Here is a 22687-nt window from a genome sequence, read left to right on the forward strand (position 1 = left end):
ACAATGTATCAAAAAATGTTGTTGGAGAACCATTGTAACAACAGCTTTTTACGATTGAAGGAGTGCTTAGCTTGCTAGATCATTTCATGATTCTAATTAGAAGTATCTCTGCCTTTTTACTTTTATTAGTTATCGCACGGATACTGGGTAAACAAACCTTGTCAAACATGAATTTTCATGAATTTGTCACTGCAGTAATCATGGGAGCGATTGCAGCTAATTTAGCTTTTAACGAGAAGATGGAAGTCATGCATCTAATCATATCGTTAATTGTTTTTACTTGTACCTCCTATCTGTTGTCTAAAATGAATCTAAAAAGCAGAAAATTACGTTTAATGGCTGAAGGTTCTCCAACTGTATTAATTGAAGGAGGAAAAATTATGGAGAATAACCTCGCAAAGAATAAACTAACATTAGATTCCTTGAACCAGATGTTAAGACAAAAAGATATATTTAATATCGAAGAAGTAGAATATGCATTATTGGAAGTAAATGGACAAGTTTCGGTGATGAAAAAAGCTGGTTACAGAGTAGCTACAGTTCAGGATGTACATAAAAAATCTGAACAGAAACAGGAACGTATGCCTGTGGAGCTAATTATGGATGGAGAGGTATTAGTGATGAATTTGAAGTTAAATGGTATTTCCGATGAAGAGTTACTAATGCAACTTGAATCAAACAATAAAAACGTTAGTGATGTCTTCTACGCAGTAAAAGGAAGCGATGGTAGATTATACATTGATTATTACAAAGATCAATTAAAACATCCTGTTGATATAGAATAAAAAGAAAATGAGGTGGAGCACCAGTGTACCGTTTGTTCAGAGTATTACTTTGTATTTTTCTGCTGGTTGGAAGCACCAATACTGCTGGGGCGTCAGAGCTCTCTGAAAGTTCTATAATACATGATCTTCAAAATGGTGGTTACATACTTTATATCCGACATGGAGATGCAACTGTAGGGGAAGATCAACATGATCTTAGTTTAACTGATTGCACTACACAAAGAAATTTAAACGCTCTCGGAAAGGAACAAGCTAAAAAGTATGGGAGTGCTATTCGAAAACTAAATATTCCTGTTTATATGCCCGTGGAAAGTAGCCCCTTATGTAGAACCATCGAAACCGCTCAAACTGCTTTTGGTATACAAAATGTAAAAGCTAATGATTTCTGGCTGAATATATATAAACTCAGTCAGAATCCGAGCACTGAAACCATGAACAGTACACTGCAAGTTTTCAACAAAGAAGTTGAACAAACACCTCCAAGTCATTTCAACCGGGTAATTGTAGCTCATTCTTTTCCTCCAGGGTTAGGGCTTGGAGAGCTTTCAAGTATGGAGACTGTTATTATACAACCTCTGGGAGATCAAAGAGGGTATAAGGTTATTGGGAAACTGAAACTAGAAGACGTTTTGCGGCTAGCAGGAATTTAACTATATTAATGTCGAGGGACAAGAACATGTTCCCATTAGAGTCGCTGTTTTAGCGACTTTTTTGTTTTATAGGTACAAGTTCGTGTACCGAGCCAAGGACAAGAATTTGGACCGATTGCCGGAATGGACAAGAACATAGTCCGATTAACGATTAGATGTACATCTTAAGATTGATCACAAAAACAAAACAAAGATAACGTACGGAGGAGCTTTGATAAAGAAGAATAGTCCCACAGTTCAGTGAGGATTATTTTCATATGTCAGATAACTAGAACCCATGAGACTGCCCTGTCTCCTTTCGCCGCCAATGTATAAATACCAATGACAATGCAATTAATGTGAGGATCATCCCAAGTACTCGAAATCCTTCAAAGCTGAAGCTATCTCCCATTACAGTGCTAATCAGTATAGAAGAGAGAATGGTTCCCAGGTATCTTGAAGTATTAAATATTCCAGATGCTACACCTATCATTTCTTTTGGAGAACTTTTGAATAAGGCCGCTTGCATAGCGACACTGTTCAATCCGTTACTAACACCGAATGCAGCTAAAACCAGACACACACTGATAACTGGTGAATTCTGATCCAATGTTACGATCCACAACGACCCACATGTCATAAGCATTCCGGACATAAGCAAAGCTGGCCCGGGACCTGATTTATCGATCCATCGTCCTGCCATTGGAGAAGTAACGAGCGAGCACAATCCTAAGCTTAGCATCAGCATCCCTGTATTGAACTCGCTGACACGACGAACGATTTGCAAGTAGGACGGAAGGCCGAAAAAGAGAGAGTAAAAAAGCAAGTTAACGATCAAGAATTCGATATTAACCCAAGTCATTGCAGGATATTTAACGAATGTGCGTAAAGGAATAAAGGGCGCCTTCGCTTTTAACTCATGTCGCACGAAAGCTCCCAGTCCAACGAAGCCAATCAGCCCCACAATAACGCTGCTGAATGTAATTTGACCAGACGATTTTATGGACAATAATCCGACGAGCAGAGCAACCAAACCCACGGTGAATAGGAGAACTCCTGGCGCATCAATCAAATCAGACCATTTGCGAAAGGACATGTTGCGGGCAACGGATGTCGTCGACGGAATATCCTTAGGAATATGCCTCCAGGCTAATAAAAAGCTTGTCACTACGATCGGAATATTAACCAAAAAGATAGCAGGCCAGCCCCACCAGTGAATGATGACCCCGCCAATAAAGGGGCCAATCGCTGCCGCTCCGGATAGGAAAATACTCAAAAATGACAGTGCAGTCGCTTGTTTCTCAGTAATATGTATTCGCACAATAGCCATTCCAACCGCAACCATCATGCTTGTTCCGATGGATTGCACAATGCGCATTGCGATGAGCCACCCAAAGTTTGGGGATAGTGGAGCTAATAATGATGCAATGAAGGATACAACAAGTCCCGTAAGAAATATCCTCCTCCGACCAAATAAATCGCTAGCTTTTCCCATGATAGGTTGAGCGATAGCGCTCGCAATGTAGAAAGAAAAAATAATCCAAGAGACCACGGTAAAATCGAGTTGGAACTCATTTTGAATCCTTGGAATTGCAACTGAAATCATTGAAGAATTTAATGGGTTCAATAGAATTCCTAGTCCAACGGAGATCATCAACCACCTATTGCGAAAACTCATTTCAAGCCCCCGATCTGTGTGTTAGTGTCATCATCGTACTTGAAATCATTTATTTATTCCAATGCATTTTATGTTATGATTTCATTGACTCAAAGGAATGAGTGGAGGGTGTAGAATGGAACTTCTTCAACTGAAATATTTTCTCGAAGTAGCTCGTGTGGAACATATGACGGAAGCAGCACGAAGTCTGCATGTCACTCAATCATCACTAAGCAAAACGATTGGGCGTTTGGAAGAAGATTTGGGAGTTCCGTTATTCGATCGAATAGGAAGGAAACTGCGATTGAATGAGTTTGGAAAGAGATTCTATTACCGTGCAGAAAGAGCGTTGTTTGAATTGGAACAGGGGAGGCAGGAGATTCGTGATCTATCCAGACCAGAACATGGCATACTTGAATTGGCTGTGACCACCGCAAGTACATTGCCTCAGATCCTTCGAGAGTTTCGGAACAAGAGACCCGATATCTTATTTCATGTGCAAATGCTCACCACGCAGGAAATGGTTATGCTTCTTCATAGAGGAGAGGTTGATTTTTGCTTGTCCTCACCAGCTATACGAGGGGAAGACATTGAAACTCAAATCATGTTCATCGACCCGATTCTTGTAGCTGTTCCCAAAGAGCATCGGCTTGCTGACCGAAACAGCATATCTTTGACTGAGCTAAGGGATGAATGTTTTGTTGGTGTAAAAAGAGGATACGGTACTCGCGACTTGGTGGATTCGATATGCCAATCGGCTGGATTTATTCCTGCATATGTGTACGAAGGCGATGAACCTGCAAGGCTAAGTTCTCTAGTGGAAGCGGGGATTGGCATAGCCTTTATACCAAGTACTGCAAGGCATTCTTGGGAACATATCAAATATCTCAAAGTAGAGAATCATGAGTTGGTAAGGGAGATCGCTTTGTTATGGCACAGGAATCGGTACATTTCGCGGGTTGCTCTAGAATTCCGTGAGGTAGTTGTAGAATATTTCGGGACGATATCCAAACAAAAAATTTAATTATCCGACAACTAATATAAAAATAAATTTGTCGGAGGAGAACAAAAAATGTCGAGGGACAAGAACATAGTCCGATTTCCGATTAGATGCATATCTAAACAATGCACGAATGGACTTAAAACCTTTTTAGCACCATAATACATGAAAATGTTCACATTGTTATGAACAACTGACAAACTAAGAGGGAAGAAACACGCGTGGCTAGGTATTAAGTCGGATTGAAACTAGCTATTGAGAACAAGAACTTGTACCCATTACCGTATTGGATAAAAACATGTTCCTATTACCGATTAGACGTATATCTAAGTGGAGTCTTGCCCTTCAATACAATTAAACTAACGGAAAGATTAGTTTAATGTATCGTGTTCAAGTAATTCGAAAACCTAGTATTCTAAGATCAATACGACTCACGATGCTTATAATATTTTTTCCATAGCCATCACATCTACAAATTTTCCTTCCAGATAGCCTTGATTCTGAAATACACCTACTTCTCGGTATCCAGCATTATGATATAGGCTTTGACCAAGCGTATTAAATGGAAAGGTGAAAAGAACAAACTTATAAAAGTTATTCTGCTTACCGATTTCCTCTAATTTCTGAAGTAACTGCTTTCCAACCCCTTTGCCACGATGATCACGATGAATATAAATGGAGAGGTCACCGACACCGTCATACGCGCTTCTTGAGCTATACGTATTGATAGAAGCCCATCCGACCACTTGATCATTCTGTTCGGCTACAAGTACCGAGTAACGGCCCTGGTGCTTATTAAACCATTCAGACATGTAAGCTTCATCTTTTATATCTGTTTCTAGCGTGGCAATCCGATCTTCAATACCTTGGTTATAGATAGTTAGAATGCTTCCCAGATCCACTTCGGTAGCATGCCGCAGAATTATCATGTTGATCACTCCTATGTTTTGTTATTGTATATGTTTATATATCACAATGTAATTTGAAATGGGAAGAAGGGGGATAGAAAAATAAAAAACATTTGCAATTTGCAAATAATAAGGATATAACTATTATAAGAGGTGATGTAATTGGAAAACAACGTAAGAGAGATGTTTCAGATCATGACACGGCGTTTTGGATTATTGGATAAAAACTGCTGCACCGCAGGAGGGTTGGATATTTCGCTTGTTCAAAGTCATATCATTTATGAAATTGATCGTAAGCATAATCCATCCATTCAGCAAGTGGCAGATGCGCTCTCCATTGACATCACGACGTTTAGCCGCCAGGTTCAAAGTCTCGTAAAGTTGGGTTTGGTTCAAAAAACGCCCTTACCTGAAGATCGACGGATTTACATATTATCCTTGACTACACAAGGTAAGTTTGTTGCTACGGTCATTGATGAGCAGATGAATGATTATTTAAAAGAAGTCTTTTCGCATATGTCTGAGTTTGAACGGGATATGGTCATCAACGCCGTCAAACTGCTAAACGAAAGTATGGCGAAATCCAGCGTATGCTGTACACCATTGGGATAATACTTATCCCATTTATTTAGTATAATACTTGCAAAATGCAAATAATTATAAGGAGAAAACTAAGATGATTAAACATATCCCTGTGAACCAAGAGAGTTGCTGCGAAGCACCCGTGCAAGAGAAGGGCAAATTACCTGTTGCGATCATTGGAGCTGGACCGGTTGGTCTTGCGGCAGCAGCACAACTCATTTCAAAAGGTGAGCCGTTTATGTTGTTTGAAGGTGGAGATGAAGTGGGGGCAAACATTCGAAAATGGCAACATGTACGACTGTTCTCGCCATGGCAGTATAACATCGATAAAGTTTCTAAAGAGTTGCTGCTGAAGGCAAATTGGGTTGCTCCAAAAAACGAAACGATCCCAACGGGTAAGGAAATTGTTGAGCATTATCTAAAACCTTTGGCTGCGCTGCCTGAATTAAGTCCAAATGTACATTTGAATGCGAAAGTTACTGCGATCAGTCGCAAAGGGTTAAGCAAAGTGAAAACAAGTGGGCGTGAGAAACTGCCGTTTGTAATCCATGTTGAACAAAACGGATCTTCGTTTATATATGAAGCGCGGGCTGTTATCGATGCCTCGGGGACATGGTCCAATCCCAACCCGCTTCGTTCAGACGGTATATTTTCAGAAGAGGAAAAAGCGATTAATAGCCACATTTCATACGATATTCCTGCTGTATTAGGAAAAGAGAGAAATCGATATAGCGGCAAGAAGGTACTTGTTGTAGGAAGCGGACATTCTGCAATAAACACGTTACTCGAACTTGTAGAGCTTCAAAAAGAAGAATCAGGAACTGAGATTGTGTGGGCTGTTCGCAAAGCAAATATCGAGGATGTTTATGGCGGACGAGAACTAGATGGGCTTCAGGTAAGGGGTGAACTGGGCACTCGGATTCAAAAAGTGGTTGAATCCGGTGCCGTAAAGGTCCTAACGGCATTCCATATTGAAAAACTTCAAAAACAAAGTGAACAGATCCAGGTTTCCGGAACCATAAAAGATGAACAAGTGGTTATTGATCACATCGATGAAATTGTAGGTAACACAGGTTCTCGTCCTAACTTATCGATGTTGAGAGAAGTACGAGTATTGACGGACCCAGGCTTAGAATGTGTTTATGAGCTTGCGCCATTAATTGACCCCAATATCCACAGCTGCGGAACAGTTCGACCACATGGCGAAAAAGAACTCCGTCAACCAGAAAAGGACTTTTATATCGTAGGTGCCAAAAGTTATGGGAGAGCGCCAACCTTCCTCATGGCAACGGGATATGAGCAAGTCCGATCCATTGTAGCTGCTCTAGTGGGAGATATGGAATCAGCACAAAAAGTAGAACTGGAACTGCCAGAGACGGGTGTTTGCAGTCTTGGTGCTAGTAGCACGGAAAGTTGCTGTGAACCGCTTCAAGTGAAGGAAGCATCTTCAGATTGCTGCTCGCCTTTAAAAACTGAAAAGGAAGGATCAAATTCCTGCTGCAGATAATCAAGAATTTAGAGCTACTGCATCCGAATCGTGATGCAGCAGCTTTTTATAGAAGGAGGGAGAAAATAAATTGAAAAACATAACTTATGATTGCGTCGTTATTGGTGGTGGTCAATCCGGTTTGGCAGCAGCCTATTACTTACAGAAAGCTAAACGGAACTTTATCATCCTTGAAAAAAATAAAGAGCATTTAGGATCATGGGCAAATTACTACGATAGCTTAACGTTGTTCTCACCTGCACCGTATTCCTCATTGCCAGGGCTCCCATTTCCAGGCGGTGCAAATGTTTATCCGCGCAGAGATGAGGTTGTTCACTACTTAAAGTCTTATGCGGATAAATACCATTTTCCAATATACTCAGGGCAAGAAGTAATCAAAGCGGTTAAGGAAAGTAATATCTATACCGTCCATACCTCAATCGGAGAACAGTTTCGTACAAGGTCCATCATTTGTGCAAGCGGGGCATTCGTAAATCCTCATCTTCCAGACATTCCTGGCATGCATGAATTTAAGGGGGAGATGCTTCATGCCAAGGACTACCGAAATGAGAAAGAGTTTATAAACAAACGGATCATTGTTGTGGGAGGCGGAAATTCGGCGGTACAAATAGCGGTTGAACTTGCTCGGACGGCGTATGTAACGATTGCATCCAGAAGCCCGATCAAATTCAAGCCGCAGGTCATTGCAGGGAAAGATATTCACTTTTGGCTAACTATACTTAGGCTCGATCAATCCAATTGGGGCAAACGATTATTGCAAAAAAGCAGTGACGGTGTCCTTGATACCGGTATATATAAAAGTGTTATTGATCAAGGTAAGCCTGATGCCAAACTGATGTTTAAAGCTTTTACGGAAAATGGGATAGTGTGGGCAGATGAGACTCTTGAAAATGTGGATACCGTTATTTTTGCCACAGGGTATATTCCTAATTTCGAATATCTTAGTGGTTTGAATGTTCTTGATTCGTCAGGTGTACCTTTAAAACAAACCGATGAAAATATTCATTTTGTAGGTATACCGTGGCAGACTTCATTTGCTTCAGCGACGATTCGAGGCTCAGCGAAAGATGCGAAAAAAGCAGTACAATCGCTTGGGAAAAGATTGTGAGTTATCGGATCTCAGGAGGATATTATAATTGGTGATTATAAATATTCTCGAGGTGACTATAATGAAGGGCGCACTTTTGTATACAGCAGCACAACTTAATGAGGCAATCTTAAAACAATGGCATGTAGTGAGATATCAGCATGATGAATTATTAGATCAAGGTGGAGCCATTGAGTATCAAACGAAAGATATAGTTAAAATGAAAGACGGTCAATATTTTATGAAGTCAACATGTGAATTTTTAGTTCAGAGTAAAGTCGGCAATCTTTTTCGCCGACTTTTTTGGTGTATTTAAACCCTTTATATTCGTCATTGCTTATATAAGTGATTCATTATATGATTATATCATTAAATGAAGCCGACAAGACTAATCACAGGAGGTGTACATATGGAACAAAGAATTCAGCAGATGGCTGAGGCGTATAAGTTATTAGCTGATAAAACGCGGTTGACCATCGTTGCATTACTTCAGGAACAGGAACTTTGTGTCTGTGATATCACTGACATTATTGGCATGTCACAACCAAACGCCAGTCAGCATCTTCGAAAACTAAAGGCAGCCGGTCTACTAAATGAAAAGAAAAGAGGGCAGTGGGTGTACTACTCTCTTAATCCAGATGCAGAAGCATATGTTCAGTGTGTGTATCCGTATCTGCCATCCATGAAAGATAAAATAGCAGGATTGAACAACTGCTGCGGTCCTCAGGAGGAAGCATGACTATTATCGCGATTTTAATCTTTTTACTTACACTGACTTTTGTGATCTGGCAACCCAAGGGACTTAATATTGGATGGTCAGCGTCAGCTGGAGCTGTCCTTGCTCTTCTTTTTGGAGTTGTGAGTCTATCCGATGTAGGTACGGTCACAGGAATCGTATGGAACGCCACGCTTGCTTTCGTAGCTATTATCTTAATTTCGCTAATCTTAGATGAAATCGGATTTTTTGAATGGGCTGCACTGCACATGGCAAGGCTGGCAAGAGGTAATGGCAAGCTGATGTTCGTTTATGTGGTGCTGCTTGGAGCAGCAGTGGCAGCGTTCTTTGCAAATGACGGTGCCGCACTGATATTAACACCCATTGTGCTTGCCATGGTCCGAGCGCTCAAATTTGATCAAAAGATGATTTTACCTTTTATCATCGCAAGTGGTTTTATTGCAGATACAACTTCACTTCCGCTCGTCGTTAGTAACCTCGTCAATATCGTTTCTGCGGATTACTTCGGTATTGGTTTTGTGGAGTATGCAAGTCGTATGATTGTTCCGAATTTCTTTTCAATATTAGCGAGTCTTCTGGTCTTATTCTTGTTCTTTAGAAAGAGTATTCCAGGCAACTACGAAGTCAGTCAGCTCAAAAAACCAGCTGAAGCGATCAAGGACAAGAAACTGTTCAACGTATCTTGGGTGATTTTAGCCGTGCTACTGGTGGCGTACTTGATGAGCGAGTTCATTCAAGTTCCGGTGTCTGTTATCGCTGGGGTTATAGCCATCTTGTTTATTTTAGCTGCAAGGCGGAGTCACGCTATTCAAACCTGGAAGCTCATTAAAGGGGCTCCATGGGCAGTCGTGATTTTCTCTATTGGTATGTACGTCGTCGTTTATGGACTGCGAAATGTGGGATTGACGGATGAACTTGGTAAGGTAATTCAAGCTATTGCCGACCAGGGACTCTACATCTCCACACTTGGCATGGGCTTTCTAGCTGCCGTATTGTCATCGGTTATGAACAATATGCCGACGGTGATGATTGATGCGCTTGCTATTGACGGAACCAGCACGGAAGGTGTCATTCGGGAATCGCTGATTTACGCCAATATTATCGGCAGTGACTTGGGTCCCAAAATTACACCGATCGGATCGCTCGCCACACTTTTGTGGATACATGTACTGTCCCGTAAGGATGTAAAAATCACATGGAGAAGTTATTTCAAAATTGGAATTGTGCTCACCATCCCAACGCTCTTTATCACGTTAACAGGACTGTATCTGTGGCTATACCTGATTCATTCAACAAATATAAACGTTTGGTTAATAATTGCCGTAATCACAGTAGCATTGGTTGTTATTGCTATGGTCATAAAAACGTTGGCTAATTCAAAAATGAGGGAAGCCAAAATACAAGTAAACCATATCAAGGATAAAGGAGATCAATAATCATGAACAACAAACCACTTGTTTACTTTTTGTGTACAGGAAACTCTTGCAGAAGCCAAATCGCCGATGGATTTTTAAAGGCACTTGGTAGTGACAAATATGAGGTGAGAAGTGCTGGATTAGAGGCGCATGGCTTAAATCCTCGTGCTGTTCAAACGATGAAAGAAGCTGGAATCGATATTTCGAATCATACATCGGATGTGATTGATCCTGAGATTTTAAAACAAGCAGACTACATCATCACGCTTTGTGGTCATGCTAACGATAATTGTCCCGTTGTACGTAATGACAAAGCTGAAAGATGGCACTGGGGCTTCGATGATCCAGCCAAGGCGACAGGTACAGAGGAAGAAATCACAGCTACATTCGCTGAGGTTCGTGATTCAATTAAAGCTCGTATCGAGCAATTCTTGAAAGAAGGTAAGTAAAATGGATTACGCCGAAAAGAAATACCATGCACTTATCGCTGAACGAGTTTTTATGGGCGGAGCTGCTGACGTAAAGGCAATGGTTCTTAACGAAGGTATAGAAGTCGTGGTGGATCTTCGAGAAGAAGCAACAGAGTGCGCGTATCCAACAGATCAGGTGAAGTGGATAAAGGTTCCGCTTGATGACGATACGAAAGAATATGAAGCCAAACTTTTTAAACAAGCCATTCATGAGGTTGTTGGAGCATATAATGCCGGTAAGAAGGTCGCCTTTCATTGTGGTGGAGGCAAGGGCAGAACGGGGACTGTTGCAGCTGGCACTCTGTTAGAGCTAGGGTTAGCCAATACAATAGAGGATGCTGAACTGAAGGCAAAAGGCATTAGAAGTATCATTAATATTAAGCCAATTCAAAAGGAATTATTAAATAAACTATTCTGAAACAAGGTTTTTAATCGTTAAGCTAACGGGAAAAGGTAGCACAATAAAATTAGAAGAAAAGCAGCTGATCAATGTGATTGGCTGCTTTTCTTCAACTAACGTGAATAGATAGAGATAATATAAAGAGCCCAGAAAGATATACATATGTACAAAATACGAGTTTTGTGAAACAGTACTTAAGAAAATAAAAGAACCGCTATGAATTTATATATCCAATTACGGTTCTGCTCATTTACAACTTAATCCCAAACAACTTCTGTTCCTGCTATAAAATCATGTATTGCACGACGATCCTCTCGCATACCAATCATAAACGCGCTCACAATAATTCCAATACCTAGCGTCAATACGTACACAAGTCCAGCAACTAAAACTCGCATTAACATTGTAGTAATTTTAGGTGGTTCTTGTGTGTCATATATTTGAATTCGAATCCCACAAATTCGTTTACCAACCGTTCGGCCATACCAATAAACAGGTAAAAAAATCGCATATAACGAACTTAATATCTTCGCAATTGGTTCATCTGAATCATAATTACCAGTAAGCACACCTGCGATGATTACTGTTGGTATTCCAATAATAAGTCCATCCAAGAAACTCGCTGCAAGCCTAATCCAAAAACCTGATTTGTACAAAATCATTTCCTCCAAACTATTTTGTCATACCTTGATGCATGGTTATTTATATTATACAAGAAATATATACCATTTGGTTCATATTATTCATTTTTATCTCCCAAATATCTTTCTTGCCACTTTGTGAAATTATTAACTATTATATAGATGCGTTTAATATGTTTAGACTTCACCTTTTCGCGTAATCCCTCTCTTCTATTACTTCCAAAATAAAGAAAAAGCCATATTACACATATGGCCTGGAAGTATATTTACCCTGCTCTTATAATCATCAATGAAATGCTCTCCAGAATGATCCTTCTGTATTAATGATGCTCATGATCTGACTAAACGGAATCGTAAAGGTCGGGAATCCCGCAGCATATGGCGCGATATCATAAGGGTTGAAATACAGATGTAGTGCATCTGCTGTCACAAAAAAAGGCTGGTCCGCACTTATTCCAGTGTACGTATCTGGAAAAACATACGAATACTGCGGATCATTTTTGATCTGCTCCCCTACAATTTGGCTTAATACCTTCACATAATCACTGTCCGGCTTAAACAGATCCTTCAATTCATAGAGCTGACCGTCGGTTAGATTAATAATGGCATACACCATCGTTGGCATCCCATGTGCAGCTCCTGCTGGATAGTTATAACCCGTCAACTGGAGTTGGAGCAATTGCTTCTGATAGAAAGTTATATCAAAATCACCGGTATAAGTATAGTCCAGTTGTTGATCTGCAGGAATCGGTTTTACTTGGGAAAGTTCTTTCAGTTCAGCATTAAGCTTATCCTGCTCTATCTGATTGGCTAATCCGTCAACCTGCGGATAATAAACGAGATAATCCCGGTTTGGTTTATACTTCTCTTCACGCACCTGATAAGGCGGATGTAGCGGTACGATCGTATTCTGTTGCCAAATTATACGTTCAGCCCGGTTCACATAGGATAAACGTTGATCCACAAACACTTTAATCAGATCCGGCGCCACAACTTCCATCGATCCTGCACCTATTACACGAGGATATCCAGGAGCCGGTCTGCCGCTCAAATCCAGAAGATACGTCTGATTTCCGTCTGATGCAGATGCAAGACCATGTTTGTAATTTTCCACATTACGATAGATAAACTCCGTTAGTATTCTTCCATTCAATTCAGCGATTGCATACAACGAGCCGATGTAAGGTTGTTCTGCATCAATGGCTTTCCCGAGTGCGTACCTGTTCTCCCCAAGCTCCCGAATATCGTTATAGGCCGGTTGAATCACAAATGATCCCTGCATATTAATGACACCATAATTCGATTTGTAATCCTCTGCTATATTAACAATAGCCTGCCCATCGTTAAAAGCAAATGCAGAAGTAAACTTAGGCTGAATACGAATGTTACCCCGTTCATCGATGTACCCATATTTTCCAGAGGATTCTTTTTGAAAAGCAAGCAAACCATCCCCTAGCGGCCCTACATAGGCATATGGGTAAGTCGCTAATCGATTTCCGTTTCGATCAATAAGGGCATATTCCTGATCCTTAATCTGTACAACGGCTTTACCCTGCTGAAAATCATTTGCTGAAGCGAATTGCGCTCGGATTACCTCATTTCCTGAAGCATCCAGGTATCCATACAAGCTAGATGATCCATTCGTCTGATTCGGATTTTCATTATAAAACATCGCTCTGCCTTCATGCATATCTGCGATAAACGGATAAGCTCGTTTGGTGAGCACGGTACCTTGCTCATTGATCATTTTAAACCCTTGAGAATCAATGGCCATGGCCCGCTCTTCGGAAAAAGAATTAATGGAATCATACACAGGCTGAACTACATAGTGCCCTTGAAGATTGATGACACCAGTACGACCGTTCTTAACGACGACTGCCAATCCGTTAGGCTGAAACGCCTGAGCGTCTTCTAGCACCGGCTCTAGACGGATATGTCCCTGTGCATCCATATAACCCCAGCGCGTCCCGCTTGTTGTTCGAACAGAGACGGGATATAACCATGTTGTCACTCTGGCATATGTGCCTGCCGTTGCAGTCATCGCCTGCTTTATTTTACTCTCTAGTTCAAGCAAGTTCTCTCTTGAAGGATACGCTTCCGGAAAACGCAGCGCTTCCTGAACCGAAGTGAGTGCCGCGGGATAGGAGCCGGCATGAAACTGGGCATCCGCAAGATAATACCAATAGAATACATAATCGGGATACTGCTTCGTTAACTGCTCATAATATTTCACGACTTTAGGAAAATAGGCTCGGTATACATCTGTTGCTGGAACCCACTGATTCTGCTGCCACCGAATAATCTCCACTCGGTAAGCTTCACCAGTGTCATGAATCCAGAGCGCTATTTCTACCTTTCCATCTCGCCCGTGCACGCCAGGTATATCCACAATCTCAGCGTAGCTGTAATACAAATCGTCTGGAGCAATGTCCGTAAGACCGGATTCGGTCCACTCATATACAGCGAGTTTTGACCAAATGGCTCCAATCTGCCAGCCTACGATCAGATTATTTCTTGCCGTTGAAGTTACAGGCGCTGCTGTCAGCAACGTAACACCATAACCTAATCCTTTTGTCAAAGCCATTTTAATCCAATGCCCTTGAACGAATTTTAATATAAGCAGATACAATTCACTATTCAACTGATACACTGTAGCAATCTCAGGCATTCCATCACCTGTAAGATCAGCCGCATACACTGCCGGATGTTGAATTGGCTTATCTATCGTAATGACCGTTGCCCCCGCCGGAATATGTTGATTTACAATTTGCAGTAATAGCGGTTCACTCATCGACATCTCCGCTTCCTCCCTTATGACCGCATTCGCCTAATGGTATGCAACATAACTCGGGATATGACATGAAAATGTATTGTGACACCTCTACTTCATCCTATTACTCTTCTAAATTCACCTTCTGTCCATTGATTACAAGATTGCTTACATCTTCTACGCGAATGGTTTTAGAAGATATCCATTTGACCAGATCATTGTGCAATTGAATAAAACCGGTTAAAGCAGACATTTTTGTGCCGTCCTTCAGCTGCAATTCGATTTTCAAGTCCTCCATACGAATCATGCCTAAGGCCTCGCCTGTTAACGTAATACCGATTGGTGAAAGAGTTGCTTCCACTTCTGTGCCTGAATTCTTACCCAGGTTTACATGTCCACGTTTACTTTTGTTAAGCTGGTTCAGGTTAAAGCTCGTTTCCCACTTACCTTGAATAACTTCACCGATATTTGTAAAACTGCCCTGTAGCTTAAGCTTACTTAGTGCTTTAACTGATGAAATATCATATATATACTCGATATAATCTCCACCATAACCTACGCCATCTTTCATATAATAACCGTAGCTGATGGAGTTTTCAGGAATATCGAGCCTATGACCTTGTTCATCTATGAAATAGAAAAATCCATGATTATATCCACCCACCTCATTATCCGGATTAATCTGCACATGCAGCTTTCCATTAACGAAGCCGATATTAGATATATACATCCAGTTCACACCCTGAATGGCAATGTTCGTTTGATCCTTTCGCAGTACTTGGAACGAATCTTTATCCATTTCATTTGCAATTTCACCACCAAGTCCGCTGATTTGATCTGAATTCAACATTTCGTAACTGTTTTTCTCTTTTTGTTGTAACAATGATTTCCAGTCCACAGGGACGGAATAGCCATCCTTCCTAGCCGCTCCCGACATCAAAGTATTTATGCGGACAGTCATCCGATTGGTACTAACTTTACCCTGGGTTACAAATCGAACAATTGCTGTTTTGGCGGCTCTATCATAATAAATAATTTGAGCATTACTTGCTTTTCCTCCAGTTAATCTGTAATCATACACATCGAGATTCTCGTCAATACGGTTACTTATCAGATCGGATACAGAAACATAAACTTCGGTTGTATCCCCATCTCTAACTGCCCCGATAACCTCCACATGTATTCCTTGATCTTCACTCTCCTGATGAACTGGCTGGAGAATAGCAATTCGATCTACTCCCAAAAAATGAAGAACTGAAGTCAGGTCAGGAATCCCGATCGCGGCAGCTGCACCAGTAAATATACATAGAGATAACGCTACGGTCACAGGAATATAAATGAATTTACGATATCTTCTCCGATTGATTATGCTTTTTTGTGTTTGTTTACGTCTGCTAAGTGATAACTTGGATAGAACATTCGGCTCTAATTCAGCCTTCGTTATTTTGTCATAAAACCGTCTCTTAATATTGGATAGGTGTTGCTCGTTGAATTGATTTTTGGATTTCCCCATAGGATCGCCTCCTTTTTTACTTCCTATTGTTCCACCATGTTTTCAAACGTTGTCTGGAACGATACAGCTTGTTATGGACTTGTCTGACATGCAACGACAGATCTTCTGAAATTTCATGTGGCTTTTGACCATTATAGAAACGACGTTTCATGATCTCGCGTTCAGGTTCCGGGAAAGAATGAATCATTTGATCAAGCTCTATATCATTCTCTTTGCGAATAAGCTGTAGTAAAACATCTTCCGTTTCTATTGAATGAATGTGCTCTTCATATGTAATCTCGGATCTTCGATTTATTTTCCGGTAACGATCAATCGCTTTGTGTTTTACAATTGTCGCAAGATAATTTTTTAGGCTGCTTCGCTCTGTTTGGAACGCCTCTGGATGCTTCCAGAATGTGAAGAAAGTATCTGCTACACATTCTTCGATCTCTTCATTGGAAACATGTTGGAGAATAGAATGTGCAATCGTCCACAACAATCCTGCGTATTGATTCATCACCCATTCCATAGCCTCAGGATTGCGATTCACTATGGCCTTCCTGATCTGTTCTTCCTTCACAATTACATCTGCCTCCTTTCCATGTTCATCCCCTGTGACTGCAACGTTACTTCGTAAACATGAACTTCCTACATATATTCGTTCATCAAATCACTTTTACTCACATTCAACAACAAAAAAATTGCAGGGGCTCAGCCACCTGCAATTTTTTTAGATTATTTCTATCGAATTAGGACTACAACCAGCCCAAGAATTACTTCATACCATACCTTAGTACAGACTTAACACTGTTCATCGTTCTCTAAATCAGCCATAACGTTAAACAAGTTAACTAGAGAGATCAAGTTTGTGATTGTACACTAAGCTGAACATATTGACTCAGACGACAATATTGATCCAAGAGCCGTTCATCTTGTGCTTCGCCTAGTGCCACTTTGCGCCCTGCCTCTAGAACACCGCTGATCAATTCATGCAGGAAGTGCATCTGCAATCGCTGCGCGTTGGCATCCAGTTGCTCAAGCAGTTGCGTATCTCGAATCGAAAATTGAGATAACCCCCGAAGAAGTAGTTCTTCAGACCAATCGGATAACTGCTGTATCAATCCACTATCTTCTTCCAAAACGTCCCATCCTTCCACTACTGGAATCCAGCTTCAAGCTTAGCAACGTCTGGCCCTTTAGAAAACTGATTGGACTAATACGTTTCGTTTCTATTCGAACAAATGCATAAAAATGTTCAAGTTTTTGTGAACCAAATCCTGATTCGAGTCTGTTAATCATAGATTGCCAATCCGATGAGTATGGAAGTGTGAGAGGCAAGCGTGCCCCCTCAGTATTCTCGACCATAAGGATCAGATCCTGCGTTTGTTTGTTAAAGCTATGCTCTGTAATACGGGCAACCTCAATTAGTGCCAACCGTTCTTTTGGTTCAGCGAATAGATCAATAGAATCGGGCTCCCGTTCAAGTGCTGCAGGTATGTCTAGCAGGTACTCTCCAAAATGAACCTCAGTCACTCCGGTTCGTGGTAAAATAGTCAGTTTCGCTCCATCACCTGAAGAAATTCGTCGTTCTTCATTCACTTTAACCGACTGAAACTGAACTTCTTCTCCCGTAAATTGACTAAATGTCAAACTTGGCAACCAGGGGGTAAACGCTGCATAATGCTCGGCAAACGAGAATTGTTGATCCTCATAGTACACCGCACGTACATCACTGTACGTATAGATCTGCCCATCATCAAAGCAATAGAAATAATACGTAATGCCGCGAAATCCTGACCGTGTCTCCCAAGAGTCTGCTCCTAGCCCATAGAGATGCAGTGAAGGTACGGTAAAGTACTTACTTCGGAAACTGCCAACCAGCTGACTTTGTTGCCTAACAGGGATTTCGCCTTGTTCAAGCACTTCTAGCGCGAGATATAGCTTACTTATACGATCCAGCATCGTCTGCATGGAGAAACGTACATGACGCTTGAAAAAAAGCTGGAGTTCTCCCTGAATGCCGCGTAAACTACGTTCAATCTCTGGAAGGTTACCACTATGTGCAGCAATGGCCAGCGTCTCCAGCTGCGCATTATATGACTGAGGCAGTCTGGCGAGCCCTGTCTTAAGCATGCCTCCCAACATGTCGCGGCATTCCTGAATCGTTTGAAGCGAGAACTTGGGCTCATATGCGCGGACACTCAAAGCGTCCGTGTCATCGACCCCATGACATATACGGTATCTCAGCAAAGCTTCAAGCTTGGCCATTTTTCCCGCGGTCTGCTTTAACTTGCATAAAGCTTTGGTCAGCTGAGGTTCTTCTGTGAAGGATACCTCGATATTCTGACTTTTTAAATGTACGGTAAGCAGTGTGTCTTCCATGATTTGAATGTCCTCAGGATAACGCAAACGAAAAACGACCTCTTCAACCATCGTCGAAGTATATGATTTCAGGATGGGAGTAAGATCGGCTTCGAGCATCCAGCGAAAACGGACATGTCCCTCCGGCGCATGAGACTGCAAACCGTAATCCAGCCTTTCTGACTCGTTAACCTGATGAAACTTATCCTGCGTCTGAAGCTCGTATTCTTTAATAGTGTCAGGATCTGCATAATCAGCAGAAGATGGTTTTACATCCAAGGCTGACGGGGAAGATGTAGAAATGTTTGCTGAAGGCTCGGCAATTTTCTCAACTTCTACAATATCCTCACCCATAACACTGTCTTCAGTGATCTGCTGACGCTGGTCATACAGAATCGCAATCAAGACATGCTTGCAGATATTCTCCGAGGGACAGGAGCACTGCCATTCATCCAGCGTAGCATAGAGGGTACACTCGATACCCTCACTTAGCTGACAGCTCACTGAAGCTGTATTCCAGGTGTACTGTACTTGTACACCTTGATCTAGCTCTTTAAGCGCCCTTTTATATAGCCCCTTGTTCGCATAACGAATGAGATAATCCTCTGTGCACAATTTTGTAAAGTGTCTGAATTTCTGCTTGAATTCACTGAAATCGTCCATAACCACCAAATCAACGCCCCGTTGCTCTCAAAATATCATAGAGAGTCTCACTGAATACTCGGCCTGAAATTTGGCCCAAAGGAATGGATTTGTTATCTGCATAATAATAGTGCTGTCTCTTGCCATTTGGTTTGAAGAAATGTAACGATTCCAGCGTCACGTCGTCCATCCCTTCATAATACGTGATACTTGTACCGCTGAACCGAAGTTCAGCAACAATCTCTCCGTACTCTTTGTAAAACTCGTTGAACCAGCCGCCATCTTGCGCAGGACCTTTAATCCATCCGTATTTCTCCAATGCTTTCGGGAGAGCTGTTGGTGAAAATTCCTCTTCTGGGAGACCATCATACTCAGTCTTGGCCCGATCTTCATCCTCAATTAAATGGATTTGACGTTTCAATTGTTCGAACGGCTGCTTGACCTCATAATCCTCAAGCTGAGTAGTCCAGCCTTCAAGTGTATCCTGGTCCAGTTCAAGCGGATGTACAAGACCCACCTGAGCTCCTGATGGCAGATCCGTTGCATCCTCGTCCACCGTATTAAATGTACCGTCCTCCATATAACGGAATGTACGGATTAACTCACCCTGCTCATAAATGCCCCAGATTAATCCAACGGCAAATTTCTGCATGATGACATTGTCTACAAATAGGGAAGTCCATTCCTCACCTGTCCATAAACGCTGTTTGGATAAAGACTCTTCCAAGCGTGCAGTCTGGATCGTAACCATCGTTTTCAGATCCTTCTTCAACTGGGTAAAACGTGCCTTGGATTCTGCCGCGAGCTCAGGATCATCCTTTTGTGCCGGAGCAGGCAAACTTTTAACGGCTTTACCTGTTTCTTCGTTTACGACCACAACCTGTAGATCGGCATTAACTTTGACCTGGAAGGACCGTTCACCGTAACTAAGCTGTAACTTGCCTTTTTCATCAAAACCAAGGGAAGTGACTAGACGGTCTTCAAGTTGCTCTGCAGTCAATCCCATATTTTCTGCTGCAAGCTGCAAAGCCTCTTCGGCTGCGCCTTTTACCTGACGGTTCTTTACACTGCGTTTAACCTTGTCAATTGCCATCAGTGCGGCAGGTTCTTTTAGAAATGCGAGTACCTTCACTGCCTCGGCTGCTATAGCCCCGCGGCTATTCTCTGTCCATTCCTTAATCTGTGGGGTCAATATATGAACAATCTGAAGATCACCGAACAGTGCGGAAACATACATGATCCACTTTTCTTTCGCAGGTGCACCATCCTGAATCCATAGCTGTAACAGTTCCTTTGAAAAACGAATAAGTGAAGCTTCGCTTACATATTCTCGCAGTTCATTTAACCGCTCATTCGGGCCAGACCCATGATCAATCGATTGCAGTAATACATATTGTTTGATCCGATCATCTAATGGCAAACCATCTGTGGATCGAATCAAGGCAGGCAATTCCTTTAGAGGTAACCAGCTGATCCGAGACATCTTTTTCGCATCGGCCAGGTCAGCTAACGCTGCATGTGAATATTCAGGGCTTAGGTCAGCCGTATCAAGCAGAATTTGAATCAGGTTTTTCAATTCGGTGGCTTTCTCATTTTGCAAGAGTTCAGTGTATAATTCCTTACTGTTATCCAGACTACGGATCGCTGTTAGCGCCATTTCTTTAATCGAAGCCTTTTTCTCCGCACGGTAAATCATCATATACAGTTCTTGATCCGGAACCCGGTTGAACTCAGCCAAAGCAATACTGCTCGCCCGTTTAGAAGCATCCTGTAAACCTACCTGAATAGCTGCTACCAATTGTTGCTTAGGCAGGGTATCTCGCTGCTCAAATGCAACCTCAAGCGTTAAAATACGTGTATCCGTTGGCAGTTTTTTATACTGCTTCAACGCGTACTCCAGGTTTTGCTGTAAAATACGGCGATACTCATCCTGCGGCATCGATTGATAAGTATAATCTGTCATACCATTCAGCGAAATCAGACTAGTCAGCAGTTGTTCTCGTTTCACCTGAGGGTCGTCACCATACGTATTTAAAATCTGCTCACCACTAAAAGCATAAGAATGATACATGTCCGAGACAATGTCCAGCGTCCATTCCGGATGAGTTAGCAAAATCGCAAAGCGGTGCATTGGCTCCGAATCAATGGGCAGGAAGCTGATACTAATGAGATTGTTAATCCGCTTCCGATCCCGGTTGACATGATTAAACAATCCACGGCTGTCCTTGTCTTCCCAATACTCTTCAAGTGTGTACTCACCACTTAAATATCTCGCAATGGCAAGACCTTGTCTCCCACCTTCGAGCGGTTGACGCAACACTTGGAATACAGCATCTTCAATTGTGCTTTCCGGTTGAATTCCATTGATAGCTTGATCCAACATCATTTTATGAAGACACAACTTCAGGAATGGTGCTCTGACAATCTCATATGCTCGTTTGGCTTGCTCAGGTTGATTGGCAATTGCCGCTTTGATTATAATCCAAGACACGCGGTACGAATTCAATTCGAGTTGCATCATTTCAATCAATTGATAGGGTTCGTTCAGAGGGATCAGCCCGGACAGCAGATCATCTTCACTTCTTGAACGAGGGTTCATGCTAAGTAAATACTTACGAACCTCCATCGGATACAGTTCATGCAGGTGATGAATGACTTCGAGTAGTACCTTGCCAACGTCACTAACGTTATCCAGAAAGCGTTGCTTTCCTCCATTGATATTCGTCAGATACAAGACTGCACTGCTCAATAAAACCATCGTCTGATGGAATTCCGCATGTGAAACATGATGTTTCGCGGAGTAAGTGATTTCAGGATAATGCTTGGCAATCAATTCGCTACGTTTCTGTTTCAGGAATTCCTCTTCCAGCAACTGTGACGAACCGTTTTGTTTGCCTTGAACGTTGCCTGCAACCAAAGGTTCAATCAAGCGGTACAGCTCTTGATGAAGATTTGTCGCATCGTTCGCCATAACATGCTGAAACAACTCGGGCAGGACGGAACTCATATCCTCGATCTCTTGCTTATTTGCAAATTCCACATCCGGTTGCACACACAAATGAACAAGCATCATGGCATCAATCACATCTCTGAAATTACCCTGACTATCTGCTTTTTTGGAATCGAATAGCCATTGTGCTCGCTTCACGCGCCTCTTAAGCTCAGAGAGAATTTCTTCTTCACCCGCATATTGCTTCATTTTCTTCAAACGAGATAACAAGGTTCCCATCCGATCCGAAATCTTGCTTTTCCCATTTAATCCGTAAGCCTCCGAATCATCACCCAGACAAGCTGTGAATGCGTTAACCCCCCAAGGACTTCTACGGAAATAATTCGATTCCAAATGCATGGCAATAGCTCCGGCACGAAAAAAGATATCTCCATCATCTTTTTTGCCAAGCTTGGACAGAGCTTCTACCGTTCGATAGACATAATGACTCGTTTTACCCATCATCTCAGGGAACTTTTCGGTTGCACCCATGACGTAATCGATAATTTCGGAGCTACGATCTGTTTTGAGCGAGTAGTCATCTGAACAAATGGAAGCGAACTTTTCTACCAAACTCTCTACTGCACGGTCTGCGGTAAGCATGATTATATTCCTC

20 protein-coding genes are annotated in these 22687 nt (G+C 41.9%); 11 read left to right on the forward strand and 9 right to left on the reverse strand.

Annotated features, from left to right (window positions below):
- Positions 1-86 precede the first annotated feature (86 nt).
- Positions 87-785: a DUF421 domain-containing protein gene (locus MHI38_RS03060; protein WP_341180941.1), complete on the forward strand. Its 699-nt coding sequence runs from the start codon at positions 87-89 to the stop codon at positions 783-785.
- Positions 786-808: 23 nt separating this feature from the next.
- Positions 809-1435: a histidine phosphatase family protein gene (locus MHI38_RS03065; RefSeq protein ID WP_222128657.1), complete on the forward strand. Its 627-nt coding sequence runs from the start codon at positions 809-811 to the stop codon at positions 1433-1435.
- 268 nt (positions 1436-1703) lie between these two features.
- Here MHI38_RS03065 and MHI38_RS03070 read toward each other — a convergent pair whose 3' ends face one another.
- Entirely contained in the window at positions 1704-3092 is a 1389-nt protein-coding gene (locus MHI38_RS03070; RefSeq protein WP_341180942.1) for an MFS transporter, read from the reverse strand.
- A 115-nt stretch (positions 3093-3207) separates the two neighbouring features.
- On the opposite strand from MHI38_RS03070, the gene MHI38_RS03075 reads away from it, so the two are divergent.
- Positions 3208-4095: a LysR family transcriptional regulator gene (locus MHI38_RS03075; RefSeq protein WP_341180943.1), complete on the forward strand. Its 888-nt coding sequence runs from the start codon at positions 3208-3210 to the stop codon at positions 4093-4095.
- 416 nt (positions 4096-4511) lie between these two features.
- On the opposite strand, the gene MHI38_RS03080 is transcribed toward MHI38_RS03075, so the two are convergent.
- A complete protein-coding gene (locus MHI38_RS03080; RefSeq protein WP_341181899.1) occupies positions 4512-5006 on the reverse strand; it encodes an arsinothricin resistance N-acetyltransferase ArsN1 family A in 495 nt (164 codons plus the stop codon).
- Between the two features lie 156 nt (positions 5007-5162).
- Between MHI38_RS03080 and MHI38_RS03085 the strand changes: the two genes are divergently transcribed.
- From MHI38_RS03085 to MHI38_RS03120, 8 genes are all read left to right on the forward strand, one after another.
- Positions 5163-5591, forward strand: coding sequence for a MarR family winged helix-turn-helix transcriptional regulator (locus MHI38_RS03085; RefSeq protein ID WP_029881702.1), 429 nt, complete (start codon positions 5163-5165; stop codon positions 5589-5591).
- A gap of 64 nt (positions 5592-5655) precedes the next feature.
- A complete protein-coding gene (locus MHI38_RS03090; protein ID WP_154891886.1) occupies positions 5656-7068 on the forward strand; it encodes an NAD(P)-binding domain-containing protein in 1413 nt (470 codons plus the stop codon).
- A 70-nt stretch (positions 7069-7138) separates the two neighbouring features.
- Positions 7139-8176: a flavin-containing monooxygenase gene (locus MHI38_RS03095; RefSeq protein WP_341180944.1), complete on the forward strand. Its 1038-nt coding sequence runs from the start codon at positions 7139-7141 to the stop codon at positions 8174-8176.
- 31 nt (positions 8177-8207) lie between these two features.
- Complete coding sequence (locus MHI38_RS03100; RefSeq protein WP_341180945.1) at positions 8208-8471, forward strand: hypothetical protein; 264 nt, start codon at positions 8208-8210, stop codon at positions 8469-8471.
- A gap of 93 nt (positions 8472-8564) precedes the next feature.
- A complete protein-coding gene (locus MHI38_RS03105; protein WP_154891865.1) occupies positions 8565-8894 on the forward strand; it encodes an ArsR/SmtB family transcription factor in 330 nt (109 codons plus the stop codon).
- Positions 8891-10327 carry an arsenic transporter gene (locus MHI38_RS03110; RefSeq protein WP_154891864.1) on the forward strand — a complete coding sequence of 479 codons (1437 nt, stop codon included), beginning with the start codon at positions 8891-8893 and terminating at the stop codon, positions 10325-10327. The genes MHI38_RS03105 and MHI38_RS03110 overlap by 4 nt, the downstream gene beginning before the upstream one ends.
- Before the next feature lie 2 nt (positions 10328-10329).
- Entirely contained in the window at positions 10330-10755 is a 426-nt protein-coding gene (arsC, locus tag MHI38_RS03115) for an arsenate reductase (thioredoxin) (protein ID WP_024634603.1), read from the forward strand.
- Between the two features lies 1 nt (position 10756).
- The gene (locus MHI38_RS03120; RefSeq protein WP_154891863.1) at positions 10757-11194 is read left to right on the forward strand and encodes a protein-tyrosine phosphatase family protein; all 438 of its coding nucleotides are present in this window, start codon (positions 10757-10759) and stop codon (positions 11192-11194) included.
- A gap of 239 nt (positions 11195-11433) precedes the next feature.
- On the opposite strand, the gene MHI38_RS03125 is transcribed toward MHI38_RS03120, so the two are convergent.
- From MHI38_RS03125 to MHI38_RS03155, 7 genes are all read right to left on the reverse strand, one after another.
- On the reverse strand, positions 11434-11838 hold the full coding sequence (locus tag MHI38_RS03125; protein WP_341180946.1) for an RDD family protein: 405 nt from the start codon (positions 11836-11838) through the stop codon (positions 11434-11436).
- 265 nt (positions 11839-12103) lie between these two features.
- The gene (locus MHI38_RS03130) at positions 12104-14614 is read right to left on the reverse strand and encodes a WG repeat-containing protein (RefSeq protein ID WP_341180947.1); all 2511 of its coding nucleotides are present in this window, start codon (positions 14612-14614) and stop codon (positions 12104-12106) included.
- Positions 14615-14711: 97 nt separating this feature from the next.
- A complete protein-coding gene (locus MHI38_RS03135; protein WP_341180948.1) occupies positions 14712-16100 on the reverse strand; it encodes a hypothetical protein in 1389 nt (462 codons plus the stop codon).
- Positions 16101-16116: 16 nt separating this feature from the next.
- On the reverse strand, positions 16117-16659 hold the full coding sequence (locus MHI38_RS03140; protein ID WP_341180949.1) for a sigma-70 family RNA polymerase sigma factor: 543 nt from the start codon (positions 16657-16659) through the stop codon (positions 16117-16119).
- Positions 16660-16939: 280 nt separating this feature from the next.
- Entirely contained in the window at positions 16940-17218 is a 279-nt protein-coding gene (locus tag MHI38_RS03145) for a hypothetical protein (RefSeq protein ID WP_154959260.1), read from the reverse strand.
- Positions 17205-19103, reverse strand: a complete 1899-nt coding sequence (locus MHI38_RS03150) for a hypothetical protein (RefSeq protein WP_341180950.1) — start codon at positions 19101-19103, stop codon at positions 17205-17207. Before MHI38_RS03150 ends, MHI38_RS03145 begins: the two co-directional genes overlap by 14 nt.
- Positions 19104-19113: 10 nt before the next feature.
- Positions 19114-22674 (reverse strand): DUF4132 domain-containing protein, encoded by a 3561-nt coding sequence (locus tag MHI38_RS03155; protein ID WP_341180951.1) that lies wholly within the window; start codon positions 22672-22674, stop codon positions 19114-19116.
- Positions 22675-22687: the final 13 nt, after the last annotated feature.

Source organism: Paenibacillus sp. FSL K6-1558 (genome assembly GCF_038002565.1).
GTDB classification, from domain to species: Bacteria; Bacillota; Bacilli; order Paenibacillales; family Paenibacillaceae; genus Paenibacillus; species Paenibacillus polysaccharolyticus.

Coding starts and splice junctions, on each gene's coding strand:
- MHI38_RS03060 (WP_341180941.1), top strand. CDS start 87: ATGATTCTAATTAGAAGTATCTCTGCCTTTTTACTTTTATTAGTTATC.
- MHI38_RS03070 (WP_341180942.1), bottom strand. CDS start 3,092: ATGAGTTTTCGCAATAGGTGGTTGATGATCTCCGTTGGACTAGGAATT.
- MHI38_RS03075 (WP_341180943.1), top strand. CDS start 3,208: ATGGAACTTCTTCAACTGAAATATTTTCTCGAAGTAGCTCGTGTGGAA.
- MHI38_RS03085 (WP_029881702.1), top strand. CDS start 5,163: ATGTTTCAGATCATGACACGGCGTTTTGGATTATTGGATAAAAACTGC.
- MHI38_RS03090 (WP_154891886.1), top strand. CDS start 5,656: ATGATTAAACATATCCCTGTGAACCAAGAGAGTTGCTGCGAAGCACCC.
- MHI38_RS03105 (WP_154891865.1), top strand. CDS start 8,565: ATGGAACAAAGAATTCAGCAGATGGCTGAGGCGTATAAGTTATTAGCT.
- MHI38_RS03110 (WP_154891864.1), top strand. CDS start 8,891: ATGACTATTATCGCGATTTTAATCTTTTTACTTACACTGACTTTTGTG.
- arsC (WP_024634603.1), top strand. CDS start 10,330: ATGAACAACAAACCACTTGTTTACTTTTTGTGTACAGGAAACTCTTGC.
- MHI38_RS03120 (WP_154891863.1), top strand. CDS start 10,757: ATGGATTACGCCGAAAAGAAATACCATGCACTTATCGCTGAACGAGTT.
- MHI38_RS03125 (WP_341180946.1), bottom strand. CDS start 11,838: ATGATTTTGTACAAATCAGGTTTTTGGATTAGGCTTGCAGCGAGTTTC.
- MHI38_RS03130 (WP_341180947.1), bottom strand. CDS start 14,614: ATGTCGATGAGTGAACCGCTATTACTGCAAATTGTAAATCAACATATT.
- MHI38_RS03135 (WP_341180948.1), bottom strand. CDS start 16,100: ATGGGGAAATCCAAAAATCAATTCAACGAGCAACACCTATCCAATATT.
- MHI38_RS03150 (WP_341180950.1), bottom strand. CDS start 19,103: ATGGACGATTTCAGTGAATTCAAGCAGAAATTCAGACACTTTACAAAA.
- MHI38_RS03155 (WP_341180951.1), bottom strand. CDS start 22,674: ATGCTTACCGCAGACCGTGCAGTAGAGAGTTTGGTAGAAAAGTTCGCT.